The following is an 18,645-nucleotide window of genomic DNA, read 5'->3' as shown; positions in this document are numbered from 1 at the left end:
TCCACCCTCAATCCCGCCCCCTGGGGTCGAGCACATCCCGCAGGGCGTCGCCCAGCAGGTTAAAGGCCAGCACGGTGAGCAGAATGCCCATGGCCGGCGCGGTGGGGGCCCAGATGGCCTCGGCGATATAGCTGCGGGTCTCGGAGACCATGGCCCCCCACTCCGGGGTGGGCGGCTGGGCCCCAAAGCCGATAAACGACAGGCCCGCAGCGGTCAGGATGGCCCCGCCCACATCGAAGCTGGCCTGCACAAAGACCGGCGTGAGGGTGTTGGGCAGCAGGTGGCGCAGCATCAGGCGCCCCTGCGAGGAGCCCAAGGCCCGCGCTGCCTCCACAAACTCGCGCTCCCGCAGGGCCAGCACATTGGCCCGCACCAGCCGGGCGTAGATGGGCCAGCTTACCAGGGCCACCGCAATGATGGTGTTGTTGAGGTTGGGCCCCAGCGCGGCGGCAATGGCCATGGCCAGAATGAGCGAGGGGAAGGCAAAAAAGATATCGGTCACGCGCATCAGCAGGTTGTCCCAGCCCCCCCCCAGGGTGCCGGCCAGCAGCCCCACCGCTACCCCAATCAACACCGCCAGAATCACCACGCCAAACCCAACCCGCAAGGAGATACCCGCGCCGTGGGCCACCCGGGCCCAGACATCGCGGCCCAGTTGGTCGGTGCCAAGCCAGTGTTCTGCCGAGGGCGGCTGCAGGCGCTGGGCGATGTTCTGGCTGATGGGGTCGGGCGCGATGACCGGTGCCAGCAGGGCCACCAGCACCAGCAAGACCAGCAAGAATAGCCCAATCAGGCCCCCTGGGTTGCGCAAAAAGCGGCGCAGCGGGCGGGATGGGCGTCCGGCAGGAACTACAGCAGCCATGGGTACTCCGTCGGGTTAGGCATAGCGGATACGAGGGTCGAGAAAGGCATAAAGCAGGTCCACGATCAGGTTGATGAGGGCATACACCAGCCCCACCAGGAGCGTAACCCCCATCACCGCGGGGAAGTCCAGGCTGGTGGCCGACTGGGTTACGTAGCGCCCGATGCCGGGCCAGCTAAAGATGGTCTCGGTCAGCACGGCACCGGAGAGCAGACCGCCCAGCAACCCACCCAACAAGGTGAGCACCGGCAGCGAGGCGTTTTTGAGGGCATGGCGAAAGATCACCCCCCTGCCCGGAACCCCTTTGGCTCGAGCGGTGCGGATGTAGTCCTGCGAGAGCACCTCGAGCATGGTGGCACGGGTCATGCGGGCCAGAATGGCCGCCGAAAACAAACCCAGCACAAACGCCGGCAGCACCAGGTGGCGCAGTGAGTCTACGAAGGCTGCCCAGTCCCGTGCCAGAAGGGCATCCAGACCCATCAGGCCGGTGAGCCTGGGCGGGGGAAAGGTAAACCCATCTAGCCGCCCCTGCACCGGCAGCAAATCGAGCTGTCGGGCCAAAACATACTGCAGTAACACCGCCAGAAAAAACACTGGGGTGGCTCCACCGATGAGGGCCAGGATGCGCACCGTCACGTCGGTGGCCTTGTTCTGTTGCAAAGCGGCCAGGATACCAGCGGGCACCCCCAACAACAGGGTCACCAGAAAAGCCGCTACAGAGAGCTCGAGGGTGGCAGGAAAAAACTCCTTCAGGTCCTCGACCACCGGCCGCTGGGTGCGCAGCGAGTTGCCCAGGTCACCGGACAGCAGGCGGCCCATGTAAATCAGGTACTGCTGCCAGATGGGTTTATCTAAACCGTAACGTTCCCGAAATTCCCTAATCTGCTCCTCGCGGGCGTTGTCCCCCAGGGCAGCAATGGCGGGGTCAATCGGCACCACGTTGGCGATAAAAAAGGTAGCAAACGTGACCCCCCAGACCACAAAAACCACGAAGAAAAGGCGGCGGAAAAAGTATGAAAGCATATGCAGGGTTTAGGGTTCGGAACCCAGGGCCCCACCGGCACCCTGCGCCCCGAACCCTAGGGTTGACTTAGGGCAGTTTGCTGATGTTCTCGAAGCGCACCTGGCCCTGGGCGTTGCGCACGTAGCCCTCGACTTTGACCGAGAGGCCCAGCGGAACTGCAGGTTGGTAAAGCACAGCGTAGGGACCGTTTTTGAGCACGTAATCGGTCAGGAGACGGTAGAGGGCAACCCGCTTGGCCGGTTCGGTTTCCAGGGCCGCCTGGTTGGTTAGCCGGATGGCCGTGGGATCGTTCCAGACGTTGCGCCAGGCCAGGCTGCGGGCCTCGAAGTTGGCCCAGGGGGTGGCGTTGCCGTCGGGGTCGGGGAAGTCGGGGCTCCAACCGACCAGCACCATCTGGTGGTTCTGGGCCCGGTAGGTGCGCAGCACCTCGGCGTTGGCAATGGCCTTGACGTTGGCCTTGAGCCCACTCTTGGCAAAGTCGGACTGGATTTTGGCGGCAATGTCCGCGCAGGGAATGCCCCCACCGCAGATACCCGTGCTCACCAGAAGTTCGAACTCGAGGCCGTTGGGATACCCCGCCTGGGCCAACAGGCGCTTGGCCCGGGCCGGGTCGAAGGTGTAGGGGGTACGGGGGTCGTAGCCCAGCAGCCCTTTGGGGATGAGGGTCTGGGTCTTGGTGCCGTTGCCCTGCACCAACCCGTTCACCAACTCATCCTGGTTGATGCTATAGCGAACCGCGTCGCGCACCAGCTTGTTGGCAAAGGGGCTGCCCTCCTTGACGTTCATGCCCAGGTAGTTGAGGCGCAGGCTGTCGGCCTTGAGGGTTCTGAAGCGGTTGTTACCGGCCAGGGCCCGCAAGGCTTCCGGGGTGAGCCCCTCGGCAATATCAATCTCGCCCGACTCGAGCGCCGTGCGCAAAACAGCCGGTTCCTTGATTTCCCGCAAGATAACCCGCTGCAGCTTGGGCTTGATACGGGCGTTGGGGTTGGCCTCCAACAACACCTGCGAACCCCGATCCCAGCGCACCAGGCGGAAGGGGCCCGAGCCAGCGGAGTTGTTGGTGAGCCATTCTTTGCCAAAGTCGTTGCCCTTGGCGTTTTTCTGCACGGTCTCGGAGTCCACAATGCCGCCGATATTAAAGGTCAGAATCGAAAGGAAGGAACCCGGCGAGGCGGTTTTGGGGATGCTGACCACCACCGTATAGTTGTCCACGGCCTTGGTGGCCCCCGGCTTCAGTTGGGCAATCTCGGTGAATAAGAAAGAACCTGGCCCCTTGATTGCAAGCGCCCGTTCAAAGGTATACACCACATCCTTGGCTGTCACCTCGTTGCCGCTGGAAAACTTGCTGCCCCGGCGTAGACGGAAGGTAATTTCCCAAGAATCCCGGCCCCGATCTACCTTCCAGCTTTCGGCCAGTCCTGGCTTAAGCGTGGAGAGGTCGGCCCCCTCATACTTGACCAACGTTTCATAGAGATTGTCGGTAACCAGGCCACCGGAAAACTCGTAGGAAACCTGGGGATCCATGGTGATCAAGTCGGACCAGTCCCCGCCATAAATCAGGGTCTGGGTGCGGTCTTGGGCTAGGCTACCGCCAAGGCTGAGGGCTGCTATCGCTGCAACTAGTTTGAAAAGCTTCATTGAACCTCCTTTCGATATGTCGCAAACAATACCGATAAACACACAGTAGGTCAAGACACAGAAATAACCCGAGGCACTACACTAGGCCTAATGCCTTGGGATATCCTGAAAACCTTCGCCTGGCTGAGTTTGACCGCTTTTGGGGGCCCGGCGGCCCATTTTGCCATTTTTCAGCGGCTGCTGGTCGGGGAAGGAAAATGGGTAAGCAAAGAGCAATATTTGAAGATGCTGGCCGCCGTAAACTTGATTCCTGGCCCCAACTCCACCGAAACGGCGATGTTGCTGGGTCATGCCAAGGGTGGACAGTGGGGTTTACTGTTGGCTGGTTTTGGTTTTATTGTCCCAGCAGCCCTGGTGACTTTGGCCTTGGTAGCACTGTATCGGGAGATCGCCTCCCTTCCGCTCATACAGGGGGTTTTCCTGGGACTCAAGCTGGCCGTGGTGGCCCTGATTGTCCAGGCCCTCTGGGATCTGCTACCCCACCCGCAAAAACAGCCCCAAACCTGGATGCTGGCCCTGGCCGGGCTGGCGATGGCGGGGCTGGGTTTAGTGGAATGGGCTGTGGTGTTGCTGGTGGGCTTACTGATGGTGCTGGGCAGAAGCACAAAAATGCTGAGCGTGGAACCCCTCAGCCTGTTCTGGTTTTTTTTGCTGGTGGGCTCCACTCTGTTCGGCTCGGGCTATGTGTTGATCGGGCTGATGCAGGAGATGGTAAGCCGGGGCTGGCTGGGCTCGAGCGACCTCCTGAACGCCCTGGCCCTGGGTCAGATCACACCGGGGCCCCTGCTAACCACAGCCACGGCGGCAGGCTACCTGGCAGCAGGCATCCCTGGAGCGGTGCTCTCAACCGCTGGCATTTTTTTACCCTCGTTCATATTTACCTTTCTGGTGGCCGGCCTCCTGCACCGCTGGCAGGGGCATCCCATCGCCGAGGCCTTTTTGCAGGGAGCTTCTGGAGCGGCCCTGGGACTCATTGCCTGGGCCCTGTGGCTACTCGGACGCGAAACTTTGGTGGGCTGGGCAGAGCTTCTTGGGGCTTTGCTGGCGCTCGGGCTTCTGCTGCGCAAATTTCCCCCTATTCCCTTACTGGGACTTTTTGGGCTGGGTGGCGCACTGTGGAGCGCTTGGGTGGTGGGCTAGACATCGCACTTTTTGGCAAACGCCCAGAGGGATCGAACCCCATTCCAGCAATCCGGACACGGGTTCCCACAACTGCATCAAGCAGCGGAAAACGCTTGATGGCAACCCTAGATAACCGCTGTCATACCGTTTCCGCTTGAATCCTTCACCGCCCGCCGCAGTCAGAGGTGAAGGATTCAAGCCGACCGAAGGGAGTAGAAAAGCATTTCAGTAGTATCGTTTAGGCTTGTCAAAGTGAACGATCTACCGAAATGCGCATCAAAACAGAATCCGAGAGTGTCTACCCTCGGATTCTGACTGTTTTGGGCTTGGTGGAGCCGAGGGGATTCGAACCCCCGACCTCTTGAGTGCGATTCAAGCGCGCTCCCAACTGCGCCACGGCCCCAAGCGTTGTTTAGTGTAGCCGGGAGCCGTTCGGCTGTCTAGCCTTCCTTGACCCGCACCTCGATCCGGCCCCGGCGGTCGCGCACTTCCAGCTTGGCCTTGGCCCGACCTCTGCGGTACTCGGACTTGTAGCGGCCATCACCGGCCTGATATTTGACTCTTGTCCAGCCGCGGGCCACCAGGTCGCGGTGGTGGTAGGCGTACACCTCGGCCGCCCGGCTGCTGCGGTAGACCACCACAATCCCCTGGGGTTCAGGCATCCGCTCCACCACCACGAGGCCCGGAACCAGGGCAATACGGATGTCGGCGCTGATGGTGAGAGTGGGTGGGGGCGGGGCCTCGAGCGTCACCCGGATCTGGGCCAGGGCTATTGAGCTCAACACGAGCACAGCAACAAACCATTTCATGGCTTCTACCATAAGCCTGTGGAGCCCATGCCCATATGTGAAGGACGTTAAGAGAAGCCTTAGGTTCGGGTCTGGCAGCACTCAACCAGAGGCATAGGGAATGGGCTGCTAGAATAAAACCCAATGAACGATGTCTGGGATATGCTGAACGAGCCCTTCCCACAAGAGGAGCTGCAATGGCGCATTGAGGCCCTGTCCAAAGACAAGAGGCAGGCCCTGGTGACCCCGTATGTAGATGCAAGCGCCGTGCTAGACCGGCTCGACGAGGTGGTAGGCACCCAGGGCTGGCAGGACAGTTACCAGGTGCTGCACACACCCCCGCCAGGAGCAGGCGGAACCTACGCCGTCAAGTGCCGGCTAACCGTGATGGATGTTTCCAAAGAGGATGTGGGTGAGGGCGATAGCCTCAAGGCGGCTTTTGCCGATGCCCTAGCGCGGGCTGCGGCCAAGTTTGGCGTGGGACGCTACTTGTACCAGGACAAGCAGTGGGTGGATCACGACCCCGACACTGGCCAGTTCAACCCGCCCCGTGTAGAAGTGGGGGCTCCGGTGTATCGAGGCCGACCTGCCGGGGTTCCGGCCTCGGCTCCCGAAGCCCATAGAGCAAGCACACCTCCCACAGCCGAGGCCAAACCCGAACCCCAGGAGCTGATTGACCGCCTGATCGAACGCCTCAAAGAAGCCGGGTTGGGCAGGCAGGCGGCTCAGATTGTGATGAAATATGGGGGGTATGGCAAACAACCCGACGAAACCCGTAAACTCTACGGCGAGTTGCGGGCTTTACTGAAAGGTCAGGCTTCTTGAGCAAAGGATACCAGTGATTAAGGTTATTGCCATCGGAGACCTGCACGCCGACTTTCCCAAGTTGTGGCGGGCTTTGAAGAACTCGTTTGCCGTGGGGGAAGACTGGCTGCCTTCCGACCCCCTCAAGCGGGGCACCTACCGGGTGGTGATGATGGGCGATCTGGTGCATCCCAAGCTACTGGCCGACTACCGCCGCCTGACCGGGCTCGAGGACTACGACCCCAACAACCCCGACCACATGCGGATGGCAGCCAGGGCCCAGATTCGAGAACTGATGCGCATCAAACGCTTTCAGGAGGCCGCCCCCGAGCACATCACCATTCTGCTGGGCAACCACGACCACGCGGCCATGACCGGCGATCTGGTGCTGGGCAACGCCCACCTCGAGCACAAAGAGTTTCACCCCGAGTTGGGCGGGGTGGAGTTTCCCGAGGATTTGAAAAACTGGTTTCAGACCTTTCCGGCTCAAATCAATTTGTACGGCGTCAATTTCGCCCATGTGGGGCCGGTGCCGTGGCTCCAAACCTACGATGAAATGTTCTATAGCGGGCGTGAAGCCAAGGAATGGTGGCTCAACAACGCCGATTATGTCGAGCGCATGGGTCACCGCTTTGGTGTATATGGTCACACCGTGATGAAAAATGGCATCTTGATCAAGGACAAACTAGCTCTAATTGATGCCCTTGACCAGGATCAGTATCTGGAACTAATTCTCGATGACGACAAGCTGGACTGGGAAATTGTGGAAATCCCGCCTGTGGGTGCAACCATTCAGTAAAGAGGGGAAAAGCTACCACATAAGGTCGAAAGTGATCGCCGGTTTTTCCCTCTTCCCTGACCTTCTATCGTGAACCTTACCTCACCCAAAGTTGTTCGGGATCTACTGAGCCGCTATGGCCTACGTGCCGACAAGCGTTTCGGACAGAATTTTCTGGTCGAGCGGGGCTATCTGGGGAAGATTGTCGAGGCCGTTGACTTTGAGCCAGGCGAGACAGTCTACGAGGTAGGGCCTGGCTTGGGAACCCTCAGCAGAGCCTTGGCCGAAGCAGGTGCGAAGGTAATCAGCCTCGAGATGGATTGGCGGCTGGAAGCCGTCCATAAAGAGACCCTGGCCGGGCTCGATGTACAGGTTATCTGGGGGGACGCGCTGGCCTTTGACTGGAGGGCGTTGCCCCCCCAGGGCCTATTCGCTGGTAATCTGCCCTACAACATCGCCACCCCCCTCATCACCCTATTGCTCCTTTCAAACCGCTTCCGCCGCATTGTGGTGCTGGTGCAGAAAGAAGTTGCGCTGCGCATGACCGCCCGGCCCAGCACCCCCGAGTATGGTCTACTCTCGTTGCGGGTTCAGTACCATGCCCAGGCCCGGCGCATTGTAGATCTGCCTCCAGGAGCTTTCTTTCCGCCCCCAAAGGTAACCAGCTCGGTGGTTTGCCTCGAGCCCAACTCCAAACCCGACCATCCGGCCTTGTTTCGCCTGATCGAGGCGGCCTTTGCCCAACGGCGCAAGACTTTGTTCAACGCGCTCAAGGCAGGGGGTTATGCCCCCGACCGAGTTGCACAGGCCCTGCTGACCCTTAATCTTTCGCCCCATGTGCGCGGCGAAGCACTGAGCTTGCAGCAATTTGAACAATTACTCGCTAAAATCAGCTAAGCCTTCTCCTTGATAGCGATTTCTCATATGGTTGAGGTAGGCTATCTTATATCAGTTCAACATGCAGCTAAACTGTGGTAAATCCTGCAAGTGGGAAACGGGGGCTGGGAGGCCGGGATGCGGTTTTTTGTCGTAGGGGATGTATCGGTTGACTTAATCTACTTTCTCGAGCGAATCCCAGAGCCAGGCGAGGAGGTTCCGGCTCAGCGGGCCCTTATGAAGCCCGGGGGCGCGGGAGGAACTCTGGCTGCACACCTGGCCAGCCTGGGCAACAAAGCCTATCTGGCCAGCCGGGTGGGGGACGACCCTTTCCGAAGCGTGGCCTTGTGTCAGTTGGAAAAAGTGGGGGTAGACCTCAAATACCTGCAGGTAGATCCGGAGCAGACCACCTCTTCCATCCTGATTTTGCTGGTTCCAGGGGGCGAGCGCTCGATGATCTCGGCAGGAGGTGCCAGCCGCTTTCTGGACGCAGCCGAGTTCAAGGCCAAGGCACTGGATCAGATAGATGCAGTGGTGTTTTCGGCCTATGCCTTCGTGGGAGGCCCACAGCGACAATATGCGATCAATGCCTTAGATGCTGCCCGCAGACGCGAGTTACCCATCTTTGCCGATCTTGGCACAGGCGCAGTGCGGGCTGCCGGCAAGGAGTTGCTGGACATCCTGCGTGGTGTGCCTTACCTGCTGATGAACCAAGTGGAGCTATTGGCCCTGACCGGCACATCTTCCATCAGCGAGGGGGTAAACGAACTCAAGGGCTGGGGCCTCGAGACCGTCATCGTGAAGGTGGGAGCACTGGGTTCGATTGTCATCACCCCCACCCGGCAGGAACTGGTAGAACCCTATCCCCTCGAGGAGGTCGTAGACACCACCGGCTCGGGCGATGCTTTCACCGCTACCTTTGCCCATGCCATTCTGCAGGGCAAAGACCCCTTTGTGGCCGCCCGCCTAGGCAATCTGGCCGGCTCGCTGGCCGCCACTGCTATAGGTGGGCAGGGTCGCCTCATTACCCAGGACGACCTTTTGCAGGCCCGGTAGGCTTTAGCCAGCCAGTACAGAGCTTTGCCGGCAATTTCACCCCGACGGCTAGCTTTCAAAAGTGAACAATACTGCCGGAATGCACTCCTACTCCCTTCGGTCGGCTTGAACCCTTCACCTTTGATTACACCCAAAGATGAAGTGTTCAAGCGGAAGCGGTATTAATCGCCGAGGTTCAAGTATCACGCGCTCGAGTCTGCCTTGCTTGTAGACTCATATTTGCAGTGCTCAACCACACAAACACAGCTACAAGCACCACGCTGTGCATGCGTGGGTTGCACAAGAGGGGTGATAAATGAGGCGCGTAGCTGCAGCATGGCTCTTGTTTATTGGTCTGGCTTTTGCCCAGTCATTGCCTGAAGTGCCCGCAAGCGAAGTCCAGGCCTTTGTGGCCCAGGCCCAGCGGGGCGGGCGGGCGGTGTTGCGCGCAGGCATCTATCGGCTTACCCAGCCGCTGACTCTAAACAATCCCGTCGAGTTGGTTGGAGCAGGAAGCAATCAAACGGTGATCACTTCCACAGCAGAGGGGTATGTGGTCAGCTTTCGCGGAGGCGGTAAGTCCAGCGCAACCGGCCTTGCATTTGAGTATCAGGGCAAGGCCCAGGCCTACGTGGTTGATGTTCAGGCAGGCGATGTCACTTTTTCCGATGTGGTAGCGACTGGAGCTGTCCGTGACGAGGCCAGCCGCCGGGGCGGTTCGGGGATTATCGTACGCAACAACAGCGTGGTGTTCATAAACAAAAGCGCGTTATTCAAGAACGGACTCGAGGGCGTGGCCGTGTTGGATAAGAGTCAGGTTGTAATCAAGGACAGCGATCTTTCAGAGAACGTTGGAAGCGGCCTATCCTTATACGACGATAGCGCCGGACAGGTAGATAACACCCTATTCGAGCAGAACAAAGCCAGCGGCATAGAACTGTTTGACCAGAGCAGGCTAACCCTGGAAAACAGCGACCTCCAAACGAACGGCGAGTTTGGCTTGTATGTGGCGGATGCCGCCAGCGCGACAGCCAGAGAGAACTCCATTCAACAAAATACCTTTAGCGGCGTGCTGGCTCGAGACCAGGCCCAGGTGACCCTGGAAAACAACGACATCCTGAGCAACAAAGAGGCTGGCATTTTTTGTTTGGGTCTGGCCACAGGCTTCATCCGCAATAACCTGATCGAGAAGAACGCAACCAACGGCATCAGCGTTAGCGAGAAAGCCCGTGTGCAGGCCATCAACAACCTTGTTCGCGGCAACGCCGAGTTTGGGCTTTTTGCTGATAAAGAAGCGGTAGTAACCGCCTCGCAGAACACCATCGAGTCCAGCGGCTACAGCGGCATTTTAGCCCGCGACAACGTACAGGCCATCCTCGAGCGCAACCTTCTGCAAAACAACGGCGAACACGGGATTTACTTCGTGGGCAATGCGGGGGGCCGGGCCCAGGGCAACGAATGCAAGCAGAACAAGCTCACCGACCTCTATCTGGGAAAGACCAGCCAAACTACCCTGGGCGAGAACGCCTGCAAGCTCGAGCGGCAGCCGTAGGCTATCGCACTCTTCACAGCCGTTGCCTCCCGGACGGGAGGCAACTGTGCTGTACTGGACTCATACGCATTTCGGCAGTATCGTTCACTTCGGCAAGCCTAAACGATACTACCGAAATGCTTTTCTACTCCCTTCGGTCGGCTGGAATCCTTCACCTCTAACTGCGGCGGGCGGTGAAGGATTCAAGCGGAAACGGTATCAGCAATCGAGTTTTGAGTGGCTCAATAAATGTGAAGAGTGCTCGAAGTTGGGCCAGGGTAGATTGGCAAAACCAGCGGAATCGGCAAGACGTACCTGACGCAATTCCCCGCTGATCTTTGGGGATCGGATCTCGCATTTCAACTATGAAGACACTTACAGGCCGGATGTAAAATACCGCCGAATGGCCTCGAGCAAAGCCAACCCCACAGCCCCGCTTTTTTCCGGGTGAAACTGGGGAGCCACCACGTTGCCCTGGGCAAAAAGCGCGGTAAAGCAGGTGCCGCTGTAGTCGGTGATACCTACGCTGCCTTCCACCAGCGGGGCGAAGTAGGAGTGCACAAAGTAGAAGTAGCGGTCCGACAGGTGCTGGAAGTGGGCGCTGTACTCCACTGTATTCCACCCCATCTGCGGCACCCGCGCTGCCCGGAAGCGGGTCAGCCGGCCCCGCACCAAGCCCAGCCCGGCGGTTTCGGGGGCTTCCTCGGAGCCTTCAAACAGAATCTGCATACCCACGCAAATGCCCAAAAAGGGCTTGCCCCGGGCAATATGCCGGCGTACCCCCTCCTCGAAGCCGGAGGCCTGGAAGGAGCGCATGACCTGCCCAAAATGGCCCTGCCCCGGCAGCACCAGCAGGTCGTGGGCACCCACCTGACGGGGGTCATCCGAGACCGTGACCCGGTAGCCCGTGGCTTGCAGGGCCTTGGCGGCACTGTGCAGGTTGCCCGAACCGTAGTCAATCAGGAGGGTCTTCATGGGGCTACAGCACTTCCTTGGTGCTGGGCAGGTCGGGCCGGGTGAGGCGGGTGGCCTGGTAGAGGGCCCGGGCCAGGGCCTTGAAGGCGGCCTCGAGCACGTGATGGGCTTCCCGGCCGGCCAGGAGCCGCAGGTGCAGGGTGAGGCCCGCGTGGTTGCACAGCCCCCGCAAAAACTCCCGCAGGTGGTAGGCATTGAGGCCCCCGGCGCTGCCTTCGATGTTCAGTTCTTCGGGCGCAAAGGCCAGGTGGCTGCGCCCGGACAGATCCAGCACCACCTGTACCAGGGTTTCGTCCATGGGCACGGTGGCCTCGCCGTAGCGTTCGATTCCCCGGCCCTCCCCCACCGCTTGCCGCAGGGCCATTCCTAACACGATGCCCACATCCTCCACCAGGTGGTGCACGTCCACCGCCAGGTCGCCGGTGGCTTCGACCTCGAGCCCCAAGCGCCCGTGCCGCTGCAAAGCCAATAGCATGTGATCCAGAAAGCCCAGGCCGGTCGAGATATGCCCGCCCGGGGCCGCATCGAGGTGCAGGCTTAGCTTGATCTGGGTTTCGGCGGTGCTGCGCTCGATGGTGGCGCTACGCATGGGGCACCTCGGTTAGGGAAAAGGCGGCTTCCAGGAAGCGCTGGTTCTCCTGAGGCGTGCCCACCGAGACCCGGATGCACCCCTCGAGGCCCGGATAGTGATCCTGCCGCCGCACCAAGATGCCCTGGCGCAGCAGCCCCTGATAGGCCGCGGCCGCATCGGGTGTGCGCACCAGGAGGAAGTTGGTCTGGCTTTCGTACACCCGCCAGGTGGGGTGCTTTTGCAGGGCCCGAAACAGCTTCTCCCGCTCGGCCACCAGGGTCTGCACAATCCCCTGGACATAGCCGGGCGCCTCCAGCACCGTCAGGAGAATCTGGGCGGTGTGGGCCGGCAGGCCAAAAGGCGGGACGAAGTTCTGCACCACGTTGCACACCTCCGGCGAAGCCAGTAGGTAGCCGGCCCGGATCCCCCCCAGGCCCCAGGCCTTGGAGAAGGTGCGCAGAAGGGCCACACTGGGGTTGGCTCGAGCCAGCGACGAGTAATCCGTGCCTGAAAACTGGTGGTAGGCCTCGTCTATGACCAGCAGCCAGCCTGTCCGGGCGGCTTTGTCGGCCAAACGATACAAGTCTGCTTCGGCAAACAGCCGGGCCGTGGGGGCATGGGGGTTGGGCAGAAACAGTAAGCCCGGAGGGGTGTCCATGGCCTCGAGCAGAGCCTGGGTCGGCAGGGAGAAGCCGCTCTCGAGCGGAATTGCTTGGTAAGGCGTGGCCGACATTTTAGCGGAAAAGGCGTAGTGCGGAAACGAAGGGGCGGTATCCACTACACCGTTGGAAGCCTGCACTAGGGCTTGAATAAGCAGGTTGGAGCCCGGCGCGACCACCAACCCCTCCATGGGCCAGTTCAGCCAGGCGGCCAGCTTTTCCCGCACGTCCTCGGCGTGCAGATAGGGATAGCGATTGAAATCCAGGTGTTGCAGGCGCGCCAGAACCCGCTGCTTGAGCTCGGCGGGTAGGTCGTAGGGGCTCTCGTTCTGGTCGAGCTTGATGGGTGCTTCTACCTTTTTGTAGGGGTAGCTGGGCAGTCCCTGTAAATGGGGCTTGAAGGCCTTCACCCCCCGATTGTCGGAACTCATGGGCTGCACGTCAAGGGTGTGCAGCCGTGAACCCAGCGCCAATGCAGGCCGGCTGGGTTCTTTAGGCTAAGGCCATGCGAATCGCGATGCTGTGCTATCCGGGCCTGGGGGTGGACGATTGCGTGACCTCGCTAGCCACGGCCATAAACCCCGAAGCCATCAACGGGGCGGCGAATGTGTTCCTGTTGGCCTCGGAGCACGAGGGGTTTGGGCAGTCGGGCCTCGAGGCGCTGGCCACCCGGGTGGGTGGGGTTCCCGAATGGCTCACCCCCGAGGTGGGTAGATTGGTGGAGTATGGCGATCTGGAGGCCTTTTCCCAGGCGGTGGTGCAACTGCCGACTTCACCCGACCTCAAGCAGATGCGTGCTTCAGCCCGAAGCTATGCCCAGACCTACTTCAACCCAGAACGCATCACCATGCAGTACGAGGAGGTTTATCCCTTGGCTGTGCGGGACAAAACCGATTGATACCGGTTCCGCTTGAACCCAACACCTTTGGATGTAATCAAAGGTGAGGGGTTCAAGCCGACCGAAGGGAGTAGGAGGGCATTCCGGCAGTATCGTTTAGACTTTCAAAAGTGAACAATACCGCCGGAATGCGTATGAAGTTTGCACAAAACTAAAGAAATTGTGCCTTGACGGCAAAATCCCCAGGGCCTTAGATTAGCAGCAGGTCGTCAGGCAATTTCATTTATCTGGCTTCAACCCATGGTCTGTGGAAAAACTGGGACGACCTTCATCCAGAACAGGGTTGAGAACTGGGAGGTTTGTATGTTAGAGGGATTCAAAAAATTCATCATGCGTGGAAACGTGCTCGACCTGGCAGTGGGTGTGATTATCGGGGGTGCTTTTGGGGCCATCGTCAACTCGCTGGTAGCGGATGTCCTCAACCCCTTGATAGGCATGATTTTTGGCGCACCCGACTTTTCGGCCATTAAGCTCGGAGCCCTTAACATCGGCAAGTTTCTAAATGCCGTGGTGAGCTTCTTAATGGTAGCTTTTGCGCTCTATTTCTTCGTGGTCACGCCCATGAACAAGCTGCAGGAAATGAGTAAAAAAGATGAAGCCCCTCCTGCTCCGCCGGAAGACATCGTGCTGCTGCGGGAAATCCGCGATGCCCTAAAAAAATAACCAAGAAACCTGGATAGCTGGGGCAGTGCCCCAGCTACCGCTTTACTGAAGGGTTCCCTTCAAGAAACGTTTTTGCAAACAGGACGGCGACTAAGCCCTGGCTGCAGGTTGCACTTTGTTACGCCTGGCTTTTTTGGGAGTGGTTGTGGACATTCTGCGCTCGAGGGCCCCCATTCCCCCTACCAGGGTCCAGCCCAGAACCTCGTCCAGGGTGTCGGCGAAGTGGAACTTGAGGTTCTGGCGCAGATAGGCCGGAATATCGGAAAGGTCGGGCTGGTTCTGCTTGGGCAGAATCACTTCGCGGATGCCGGCCCGGCGTGCCCCCAGCACCTTTTCTTTAACCCCGCCAATAGGCAAAACCCGTCCCGTGAGGGTGATTTCGCCGGTCATGGAAACATCGTTTCGCACCGGCGCTTCGGCCAGGGCCGAGACCAGGGCAGCGGTAATGGCGATGCCTGCCGAAGGGCCTTCCTTGGGCACTGCGCCGGCTGGAACGTGAATGTGCAGATCGGAGTTATCGAACTTTTCCAGCGCAATGCCAAAACGCTGGGCGTTCTTTTTGGCATAGGAAAGCGCGGCGCGGGCCGATTCCTTCATCACATCGCCGAGTTGCCCAGTCAGAATCAGGTTGCCTTTACCTGGCATGGCCGACACCTCGATAAACATGATGTCGCCACCCACCGGCGTGTAGAACATCCCGGTCGCCACCCCCACCTGTGGGGCTCTGGCCTCGGACTCGGGCTGGAAGCGGGCCGGGCCTAGATATTTCTCCAAATCGTTGTCGGTGATGCGAACCCGCTTCTTACCGCTTTCCAGAATGGCCCGGGCCGACTTGCGCAACAGCGTTCCGATCTCACGCTCGAGGTTGCGCACCCCGGCCTCGCGGGTGTAGTGGGTAATCAGGCGCATCAGGGCCGCCTCGGTGATGTGCACCTGGTTTTCCTTGAGCCCGTTCTCGCTCATCTGCCGGGGCAGCAGATACCGCTTGGCGATCTCGAGCTTCTCCTGCTCGATATAGCTGGTAAACTCGATCAGCTCCATGCGGTCGAACAGGGGGCCTGGGATGTTCTCCGGGAAGTTGGCGGTGCAGATGAACAGCACCTCGCTCATGTCGAAGGGAACCCCCAGGTAGTGGTCGGTGAACTCTTTGTTCTGCGCCGGGTCGAGCAGCTCGAGCAGCGCTGCCGCGGGATCGCCCTGGTAGGAAGCACCGAGCTTGTCCACTTCGTCCAGAAGAATCACCGGGTTTTTGCTTCCGGCCTGCCGAATACCCTGAATAATGCGTCCTGGCAAGGCCCCAATGTAGGTGCGACGATGGCCGCGAATATCGGATTCATCTCGCGCACCGCCCAACGAGATACGGTGGTATTTGCGGCCCAGGCTTTTGGCAATAGACTTGGCAATGGAGGTTTTCCCCACCCCGGGCGGCCCTACAAAGAGCAGGATAGGCCCTTTGGACACCTCTTCGGGGGGTATCTCTCCCTTTTTCTGGCGCTCCAATTTCAGCTTGCGAACCGCCAGGTATTCCAAGACCCGATCCTTGACTTTTTCCAGACCATAGTGGTCTTCCTCCAGAATTCGCTGGGCTTCTTTTAGGTCAATCTGGTCTTCGGTGCGGACATTCCAGGGCAGATTGGTAATCCAGTCCAGATAGGTACGCACCACACTGGCTTCGGCAGAGTCGGGATGCATGCGGGCAAAACGCGAGAGCTCGCGCTCCACTTCGGGCAATACGTTCTGAGGTAGCTTGAGCGCGGCGATTTTTTCGCGAAACTCCTCCACTTCCATCTCGCCCTCTTCGCCGTGCAACTCGCGCTGGATGGCTTTCATCTGCTCGCGTAAATAAAACTCGCGCTGGTTTTTGTCAATTTCATCCTTAACCTGCTGTTGAATGCGGCGCTGGGTCTCCATCAAGTCCAGCTCCGCATCCAGCAAGACCGCGATGCGCTTGAGACGATCTACTACCGAGGGCGTGGCTAGAATTTGCTGCTTGTCTTCCAGCTTGAACTCGAGGTGAAAGGCAATGTAGTCTGCCAGTTGCGAGGCATCCTCGAGGTTCACGACAAACTGGGCCACCTCGGGTGAGAGGTACTTGCCTTCCTTCAAGAGGCTCTCGAAGCGCTCTTTGACCTCGCGGAACAAGGCCTTGACCTCGGTGGCCTTGCCTTCAATTTCCGGTAGCCGCACCACACTGGCTTCCAGGTATCCAGCTACCTTGTGATACTGCCCGACGCGGACCCTGGCAAAAGCCTGCACCAGCATCTGCACCGAGCCATCGGCATTTTTGCGCATCCGCAACACATTGCAAGCGGTGCCCACTTCATACAGATCATCGGCACCCGGCTCTTCGACTTCCTTGTCACGCTGGCTCACGATCAAGATGACCCGTTCCTGAGCCAAAGCAGCATCAATTGCACGAATCGAAATGGGCCTGCCCGCATCAATCGGCATCACCATGCTGGGATAGATCACCGAGCCGCGCACCGGGCATACAGGAAGGGTATCTGGAAGATGTGTATTGGGTTTATCGGCTTTTTCGCTCATCAGGATTCCCCTTCTATATCGCAAGTTTACAACTTAGACCCTCAACCAGCCATGGCTTGATTTTTTGCTAAACACCGGGATTAGACATGAGTCTACCTTTATCAAGTTTAGTGAATACCATTATGGCAATAAGAACCCCCGCCACAATGCTTGAACCGGTTTTACTGGCAGAATAAGTGTCCGCCCGAAAACGCCCATCTTAACTAAATACGGACTTGCTAGCTTAAAAGGCTGGTCGAAAATGGAGTTGGGGTAGATAGCAAAGCGTGCAAGCTTCCAGAAGCACAACCTAGTATGCTGATAAAGATGCAAGTGGTTGTGGTCTGGATATTGTTGATGCTTTGGGTCTTTTCCCCCATACCCACGGGAAACTCGTTGGTTGAGAGGGGTCTGCCCGGTTGGAATTCGGTGCTGGCACAGCGTAGCGGAGGTGGGGTTGGAGGTCGAGGTGGATTTTCCACACCCAGTCCAGCCCCCTCCATTCCCAGGGTCAATCCCTCTCCATCCCCTTCCCTGCCCCTGCCAACCCCCCGCAGCTATCCAACCTACCCAACCTACCCCCGCGACTACTACCCTCCCAATTATCCCAGCTACCCCAGCACCCGACCCCCTATCTACATCAATCCCGGTACGGGCTATGGATTCGACCTCATCGCGATCCTCTTCTTAGGGGGAATTCTTTTGGCTAGCTTTTCGATGATTCGCGGGCTTCAACGGGCCGGGACTGGCGTGGCTGTCGGCGGTGAGCCCGAAAGCACCGTAGCACGGCTTCGGCTGGCCACAATTTTCACACCGGAACTACAAGCCAACCTGCGCTACATGGCCCAGGCCGCCGATACCGAGAGTGTGCGTGGCCTGGCCGACCTCATGGACAATGCCGCCGTGCTTCTGCTTCGCGATCAGGCCGGATGGCGTTTTGGTATGTACGAGGTCTGGACAGGAAGCCTCCAGAAAGCGGAAGGGCAGTTCGACACCTGGATGACCGAGACCCGTTCCGAGTTTGTCGAGACCTATCGGCACTTTGAAGGTAAAGAGGTGGTTCAGGCCGGATATCAGTCCAAGGCCGAGCCCGATGGGCGCTATATCTTGGTCACGCTGCTGCTGGCTGTCAGCGGTGCGATTCCCCCCGTCGCCTCCCCTTTGCGGGCTGCCAGTGCACGTCAGGCCCTGATGGCCCTGGCCTCCTCGAGCCCGGTCAATACCCTAGCAGCCTATGTCGCCTGGACACCCGAGGCCGAGGGTGAAGCCCTTACCGAGCAGGAACTGCTTATGGGCTGGCCCAAGCTCGAGCTGCTCTAGGCGGCAGCGGACAGTGCCTTTACGGCTGCCGCCACCTCATCGTAGGGCGGCTCCTGCGCCGGAACCTCGGCCACCCAGGCCCAGACAATCCGGCCCGTGCCATCCACCACATAGGCCGCCCGCTGCGAAAAACCTGGCAGGCCCCGCAGGCTGATCTCCAGACCAAAGGCCCGGGTCGCTTCTTTGCCATAGTCGGAGATGAGCGGAAAAGCCAGATTTAGTGCTTTTGCATAGGCCCCCAGCGTCCAAGGGGTGTCCACACTCAGGCCGTATACCTCGGCTCCGAGATCGTTGTACGCAGCCAAACCATCCTGGAAGGTGCAGAGTTCTCGCTCGCAAACCCGGGTATGGGCTGCCGGGAAAAACAGCAGCACCAGGGGCTTGCCCTTCATCAGTTGGGGCAATCGCTGGGCCTCGACAGCGGTGTTGTAGACCGTCACATCGGGGAGGAAGTCGCCAACTTGTATCGCCATAACCTACCTAAAGTTACCAAAGAAGCGTTCCATCGGGTAGGAATATACCCCCCTAACCCCCACCCGATCCACTATTCGCCTGACCTGAAGATATTAGACTTGGAG

18 protein-coding genes and 1 tRNA gene are annotated in these 18,645 nt (G+C 59.3%); 9 read left to right on the top strand and 10 right to left on the bottom strand.

Annotated elements, in window-relative coordinates:
• Window positions 1-7 precede the first annotated feature (7 nt).
• The 3 genes from nikC to WKI89_RS13265 all read right to left on the bottom strand — a co-directional run bounded on the left by nikC (window position 8) and on the right by WKI89_RS13265 (window position 3,524).
• Window positions 8-862 (bottom strand): nickel transporter permease, encoded by an 855-nt coding sequence (gene nikC / locus WKI89_RS13275; protein WP_337870371.1) that lies wholly within the window; start codon window positions 860-862, stop codon window positions 8-10.
• Window positions 863-877: 15 nt separating this feature from the next.
• Window positions 878-1,885 (bottom strand): ABC transporter permease, encoded by a 1,008-nt coding sequence (locus WKI89_RS13270; RefSeq protein WP_337870369.1) that lies wholly within the window; start codon window positions 1,883-1,885, stop codon window positions 878-880.
• 67 nt (window positions 1,886-1,952) lie between these two features.
• Complete coding sequence (locus WKI89_RS13265) at window positions 1,953-3,524, bottom strand: ABC transporter substrate-binding protein (protein WP_337870367.1); 1,572 nt, start codon at window positions 3,522-3,524, stop codon at window positions 1,953-1,955.
• A gap of 90 nt (window positions 3,525-3,614) precedes the next feature.
• Here WKI89_RS13265 and WKI89_RS13260 point away from each other — a divergent pair, with 90 nt between their 5' ends.
• Window positions 3,615-4,664, top strand: a complete 1,050-nt coding sequence (locus WKI89_RS13260; protein ID WP_337870365.1) for a chromate transporter — start codon at window positions 3,615-3,617, stop codon at window positions 4,662-4,664.
• 309 nt (window positions 4,665-4,973) lie between these two features.
• On the opposite strand, the gene WKI89_RS13255 is transcribed toward WKI89_RS13260, so the two are convergent.
• Together WKI89_RS13255 and WKI89_RS13250 are read right to left on the bottom strand one after the other, a co-directional pair.
• Window positions 4,974-5,049 (bottom strand) — tRNA-Ala (locus tag WKI89_RS13255).
• A gap of 37 nt (window positions 5,050-5,086) precedes the next feature.
• Window positions 5,087-5,455: a hypothetical protein gene (locus WKI89_RS13250; RefSeq protein WP_337870364.1), complete on the bottom strand. Its 369-nt coding sequence runs from the start codon at window positions 5,453-5,455 to the stop codon at window positions 5,087-5,089.
• 123 nt (window positions 5,456-5,578) lie between these two features.
• Between WKI89_RS13250 and WKI89_RS13245 the strand changes: the two genes are divergently transcribed.
• The 5 genes from WKI89_RS13245 to WKI89_RS13225 all read left to right on the top strand — a co-directional run bounded on the left by WKI89_RS13245 (window position 5,579) and on the right by WKI89_RS13225 (window position 10,479).
• Entirely contained in the window at window positions 5,579-6,259 is a 681-nt protein-coding gene (locus tag WKI89_RS13245; protein WP_337870362.1) for a Rad52/Rad22 family DNA repair protein, read from the top strand.
• Window positions 6,260-6,275: 16 nt separating this feature from the next.
• The gene (locus WKI89_RS13240) at window positions 6,276-7,037 is read left to right on the top strand and encodes a metallophosphoesterase (RefSeq protein WP_337870427.1); all 762 of its coding nucleotides are present in this window, start codon (window positions 6,276-6,278) and stop codon (window positions 7,035-7,037) included.
• Between the two features lie 66 nt (window positions 7,038-7,103).
• Entirely contained in the window at window positions 7,104-7,913 is an 810-nt protein-coding gene (rsmA, locus tag WKI89_RS13235; protein WP_337870424.1) for a 16S rRNA (adenine(1518)-N(6)/adenine(1519)-N(6))-dimethyltransferase RsmA, read from the top strand.
• A 117-nt stretch (window positions 7,914-8,030) separates the two neighbouring features.
• On the top strand, window positions 8,031-8,948 hold the full coding sequence (locus WKI89_RS13230) for a carbohydrate kinase family protein (protein WP_337870360.1): 918 nt from the start codon (window positions 8,031-8,033) through the stop codon (window positions 8,946-8,948).
• 295 nt (window positions 8,949-9,243) lie between these two features.
• On the top strand, window positions 9,244-10,479 hold the full coding sequence (locus WKI89_RS13225) for a right-handed parallel beta-helix repeat-containing protein (RefSeq protein ID WP_337870358.1): 1,236 nt from the start codon (window positions 9,244-9,246) through the stop codon (window positions 10,477-10,479).
• 354 nt (window positions 10,480-10,833) lie between these two features.
• Here WKI89_RS13225 and hisH read toward each other — a convergent pair whose 3' ends face one another.
• The 3 genes from hisH to WKI89_RS13210 are packed head-to-tail and all read right to left on the bottom strand — an operon-like array spanning window position 10,834 to window position 13,073.
• A complete protein-coding gene (gene hisH, locus WKI89_RS13220; RefSeq protein WP_337870356.1) occupies window positions 10,834-11,433 on the bottom strand; it encodes an imidazole glycerol phosphate synthase subunit HisH in 600 nt (199 codons plus the stop codon).
• A 4-nt stretch (window positions 11,434-11,437) separates the two neighbouring features.
• Window positions 11,438-12,022: an imidazoleglycerol-phosphate dehydratase HisB gene (gene hisB / locus WKI89_RS13215; protein ID WP_337870354.1), complete on the bottom strand. Its 585-nt coding sequence runs from the start codon at window positions 12,020-12,022 to the stop codon at window positions 11,438-11,440.
• Window positions 12,015-13,073: a histidinol-phosphate transaminase gene (locus tag WKI89_RS13210; protein ID WP_337870422.1), complete on the bottom strand. Its 1,059-nt coding sequence runs from the start codon at window positions 13,071-13,073 to the stop codon at window positions 12,015-12,017. The genes hisB and WKI89_RS13210 overlap by 8 nt, the downstream gene beginning before the upstream one ends.
• A 95-nt stretch (window positions 13,074-13,168) precedes the next feature.
• On the opposite strand from WKI89_RS13210, the gene WKI89_RS13205 reads away from it, so the two are divergent.
• Window positions 13,169-13,561 carry a hypothetical protein gene (locus WKI89_RS13205; protein ID WP_337870352.1) on the top strand — a complete coding sequence of 131 codons (393 nt, stop codon included), beginning with the start codon at window positions 13,169-13,171 and terminating at the stop codon, window positions 13,559-13,561.
• A gap of 303 nt (window positions 13,562-13,864) precedes the next feature.
• Window positions 13,865-14,224, top strand: a complete 360-nt coding sequence (gene mscL, locus WKI89_RS13200; RefSeq protein ID WP_337870351.1) for a large conductance mechanosensitive channel protein MscL — start codon at window positions 13,865-13,867, stop codon at window positions 14,222-14,224.
• 90 nt (window positions 14,225-14,314) lie between these two features.
• Here the strand turns inward: mscL and lon are convergent, their stop codons facing one another.
• On the bottom strand, window positions 14,315-16,768 hold the full coding sequence (gene lon, locus WKI89_RS13195) for an endopeptidase La (protein WP_337870350.1): 2,454 nt from the start codon (window positions 16,766-16,768) through the stop codon (window positions 14,315-14,317).
• A gap of 306 nt (window positions 16,769-17,074) precedes the next feature.
• Here lon and WKI89_RS13190 point away from each other — a divergent pair, with 306 nt between their 5' ends.
• On the top strand, window positions 17,075-18,067 hold the full coding sequence (locus WKI89_RS13190) for a DUF1517 domain-containing protein (protein WP_337870349.1): 993 nt from the start codon (window positions 17,075-17,077) through the stop codon (window positions 18,065-18,067).
• Here WKI89_RS13190 and WKI89_RS13185 read toward each other — a convergent pair.
• A complete protein-coding gene (locus WKI89_RS13185) occupies window positions 18,064-18,540 on the bottom strand; it encodes a redoxin domain-containing protein (protein WP_337870347.1) in 477 nt (158 codons plus the stop codon). The two genes, WKI89_RS13190 and WKI89_RS13185, sit on opposite strands and share 4 nt — an antisense overlap.
• Window positions 18,541-18,645 lie beyond the last annotated feature (105 nt).

Source organism: Meiothermus sp. (assembly GCF_037443965.1).
GTDB lineage: Bacteria > Deinococcota > Deinococci > Deinococcales > Thermaceae > Meiothermus.
This window is presented reverse-complemented; position numbering and strand designations above follow the sequence as displayed.

What these genes read in the sequence shown, in the direction of transcription:
- nikC (WP_337870371.1), bottom strand. Translation starts at nt 862, where the DNA reads ATGGCTGCTGTAGTTCCTGCCGGACGCCCATCCCGCCCGCTGCGCCGC.
- WKI89_RS13270 (WP_337870369.1), bottom strand. Translation starts at nt 1,885, where the DNA reads ATGCTTTCATACTTTTTCCGCCGCCTTTTCTTCGTGGTTTTTGTGGTC.
- WKI89_RS13265 (WP_337870367.1), bottom strand. Translation starts at nt 3,524, where the DNA reads ATGAAGCTTTTCAAACTAGTTGCAGCGATAGCAGCCCTCAGCCTTGGC.
- WKI89_RS13260 (WP_337870365.1), top strand. Translation starts at nt 3,615, where the DNA reads ATGCCTTGGGATATCCTGAAAACCTTCGCCTGGCTGAGTTTGACCGCT.
- WKI89_RS13250 (WP_337870364.1), bottom strand. Translation starts at nt 5,455, where the DNA reads ATGAAATGGTTTGTTGCTGTGCTCGTGTTGAGCTCAATAGCCCTGGCC.
- WKI89_RS13245 (WP_337870362.1), top strand. Translation starts at nt 5,579, where the DNA reads ATGAACGATGTCTGGGATATGCTGAACGAGCCCTTCCCACAAGAGGAG.
- WKI89_RS13230 (WP_337870360.1), top strand. Translation starts at nt 8,031, where the DNA reads ATGCGGTTTTTTGTCGTAGGGGATGTATCGGTTGACTTAATCTACTTT.
- WKI89_RS13225 (WP_337870358.1), top strand. Translation starts at nt 9,244, where the DNA reads ATGAGGCGCGTAGCTGCAGCATGGCTCTTGTTTATTGGTCTGGCTTTT.
- hisH (WP_337870356.1), bottom strand. Translation starts at nt 11,433, where the DNA reads ATGAAGACCCTCCTGATTGACTACGGTTCGGGCAACCTGCACAGTGCC.
- hisB (WP_337870354.1), bottom strand. Translation starts at nt 12,022, where the DNA reads ATGCGTAGCGCCACCATCGAGCGCAGCACCGCCGAAACCCAGATCAAG.
- WKI89_RS13205 (WP_337870352.1), top strand. Translation starts at nt 13,169, where the DNA reads ATGCGAATCGCGATGCTGTGCTATCCGGGCCTGGGGGTGGACGATTGC.
- mscL (WP_337870351.1), top strand. Translation starts at nt 13,865, where the DNA reads ATGTTAGAGGGATTCAAAAAATTCATCATGCGTGGAAACGTGCTCGAC.
- lon (WP_337870350.1), bottom strand. Translation starts at nt 16,768, where the DNA reads ATGAGCGAAAAAGCCGATAAACCCAATACACATCTTCCAGATACCCTT.
- WKI89_RS13190 (WP_337870349.1), top strand. Translation starts at nt 17,075, where the DNA reads ATGCAAGTGGTTGTGGTCTGGATATTGTTGATGCTTTGGGTCTTTTCC.
- WKI89_RS13185 (WP_337870347.1), bottom strand. Translation starts at nt 18,540, where the DNA reads ATGGCGATACAAGTTGGCGACTTCCTCCCCGATGTGACGGTCTACAAC.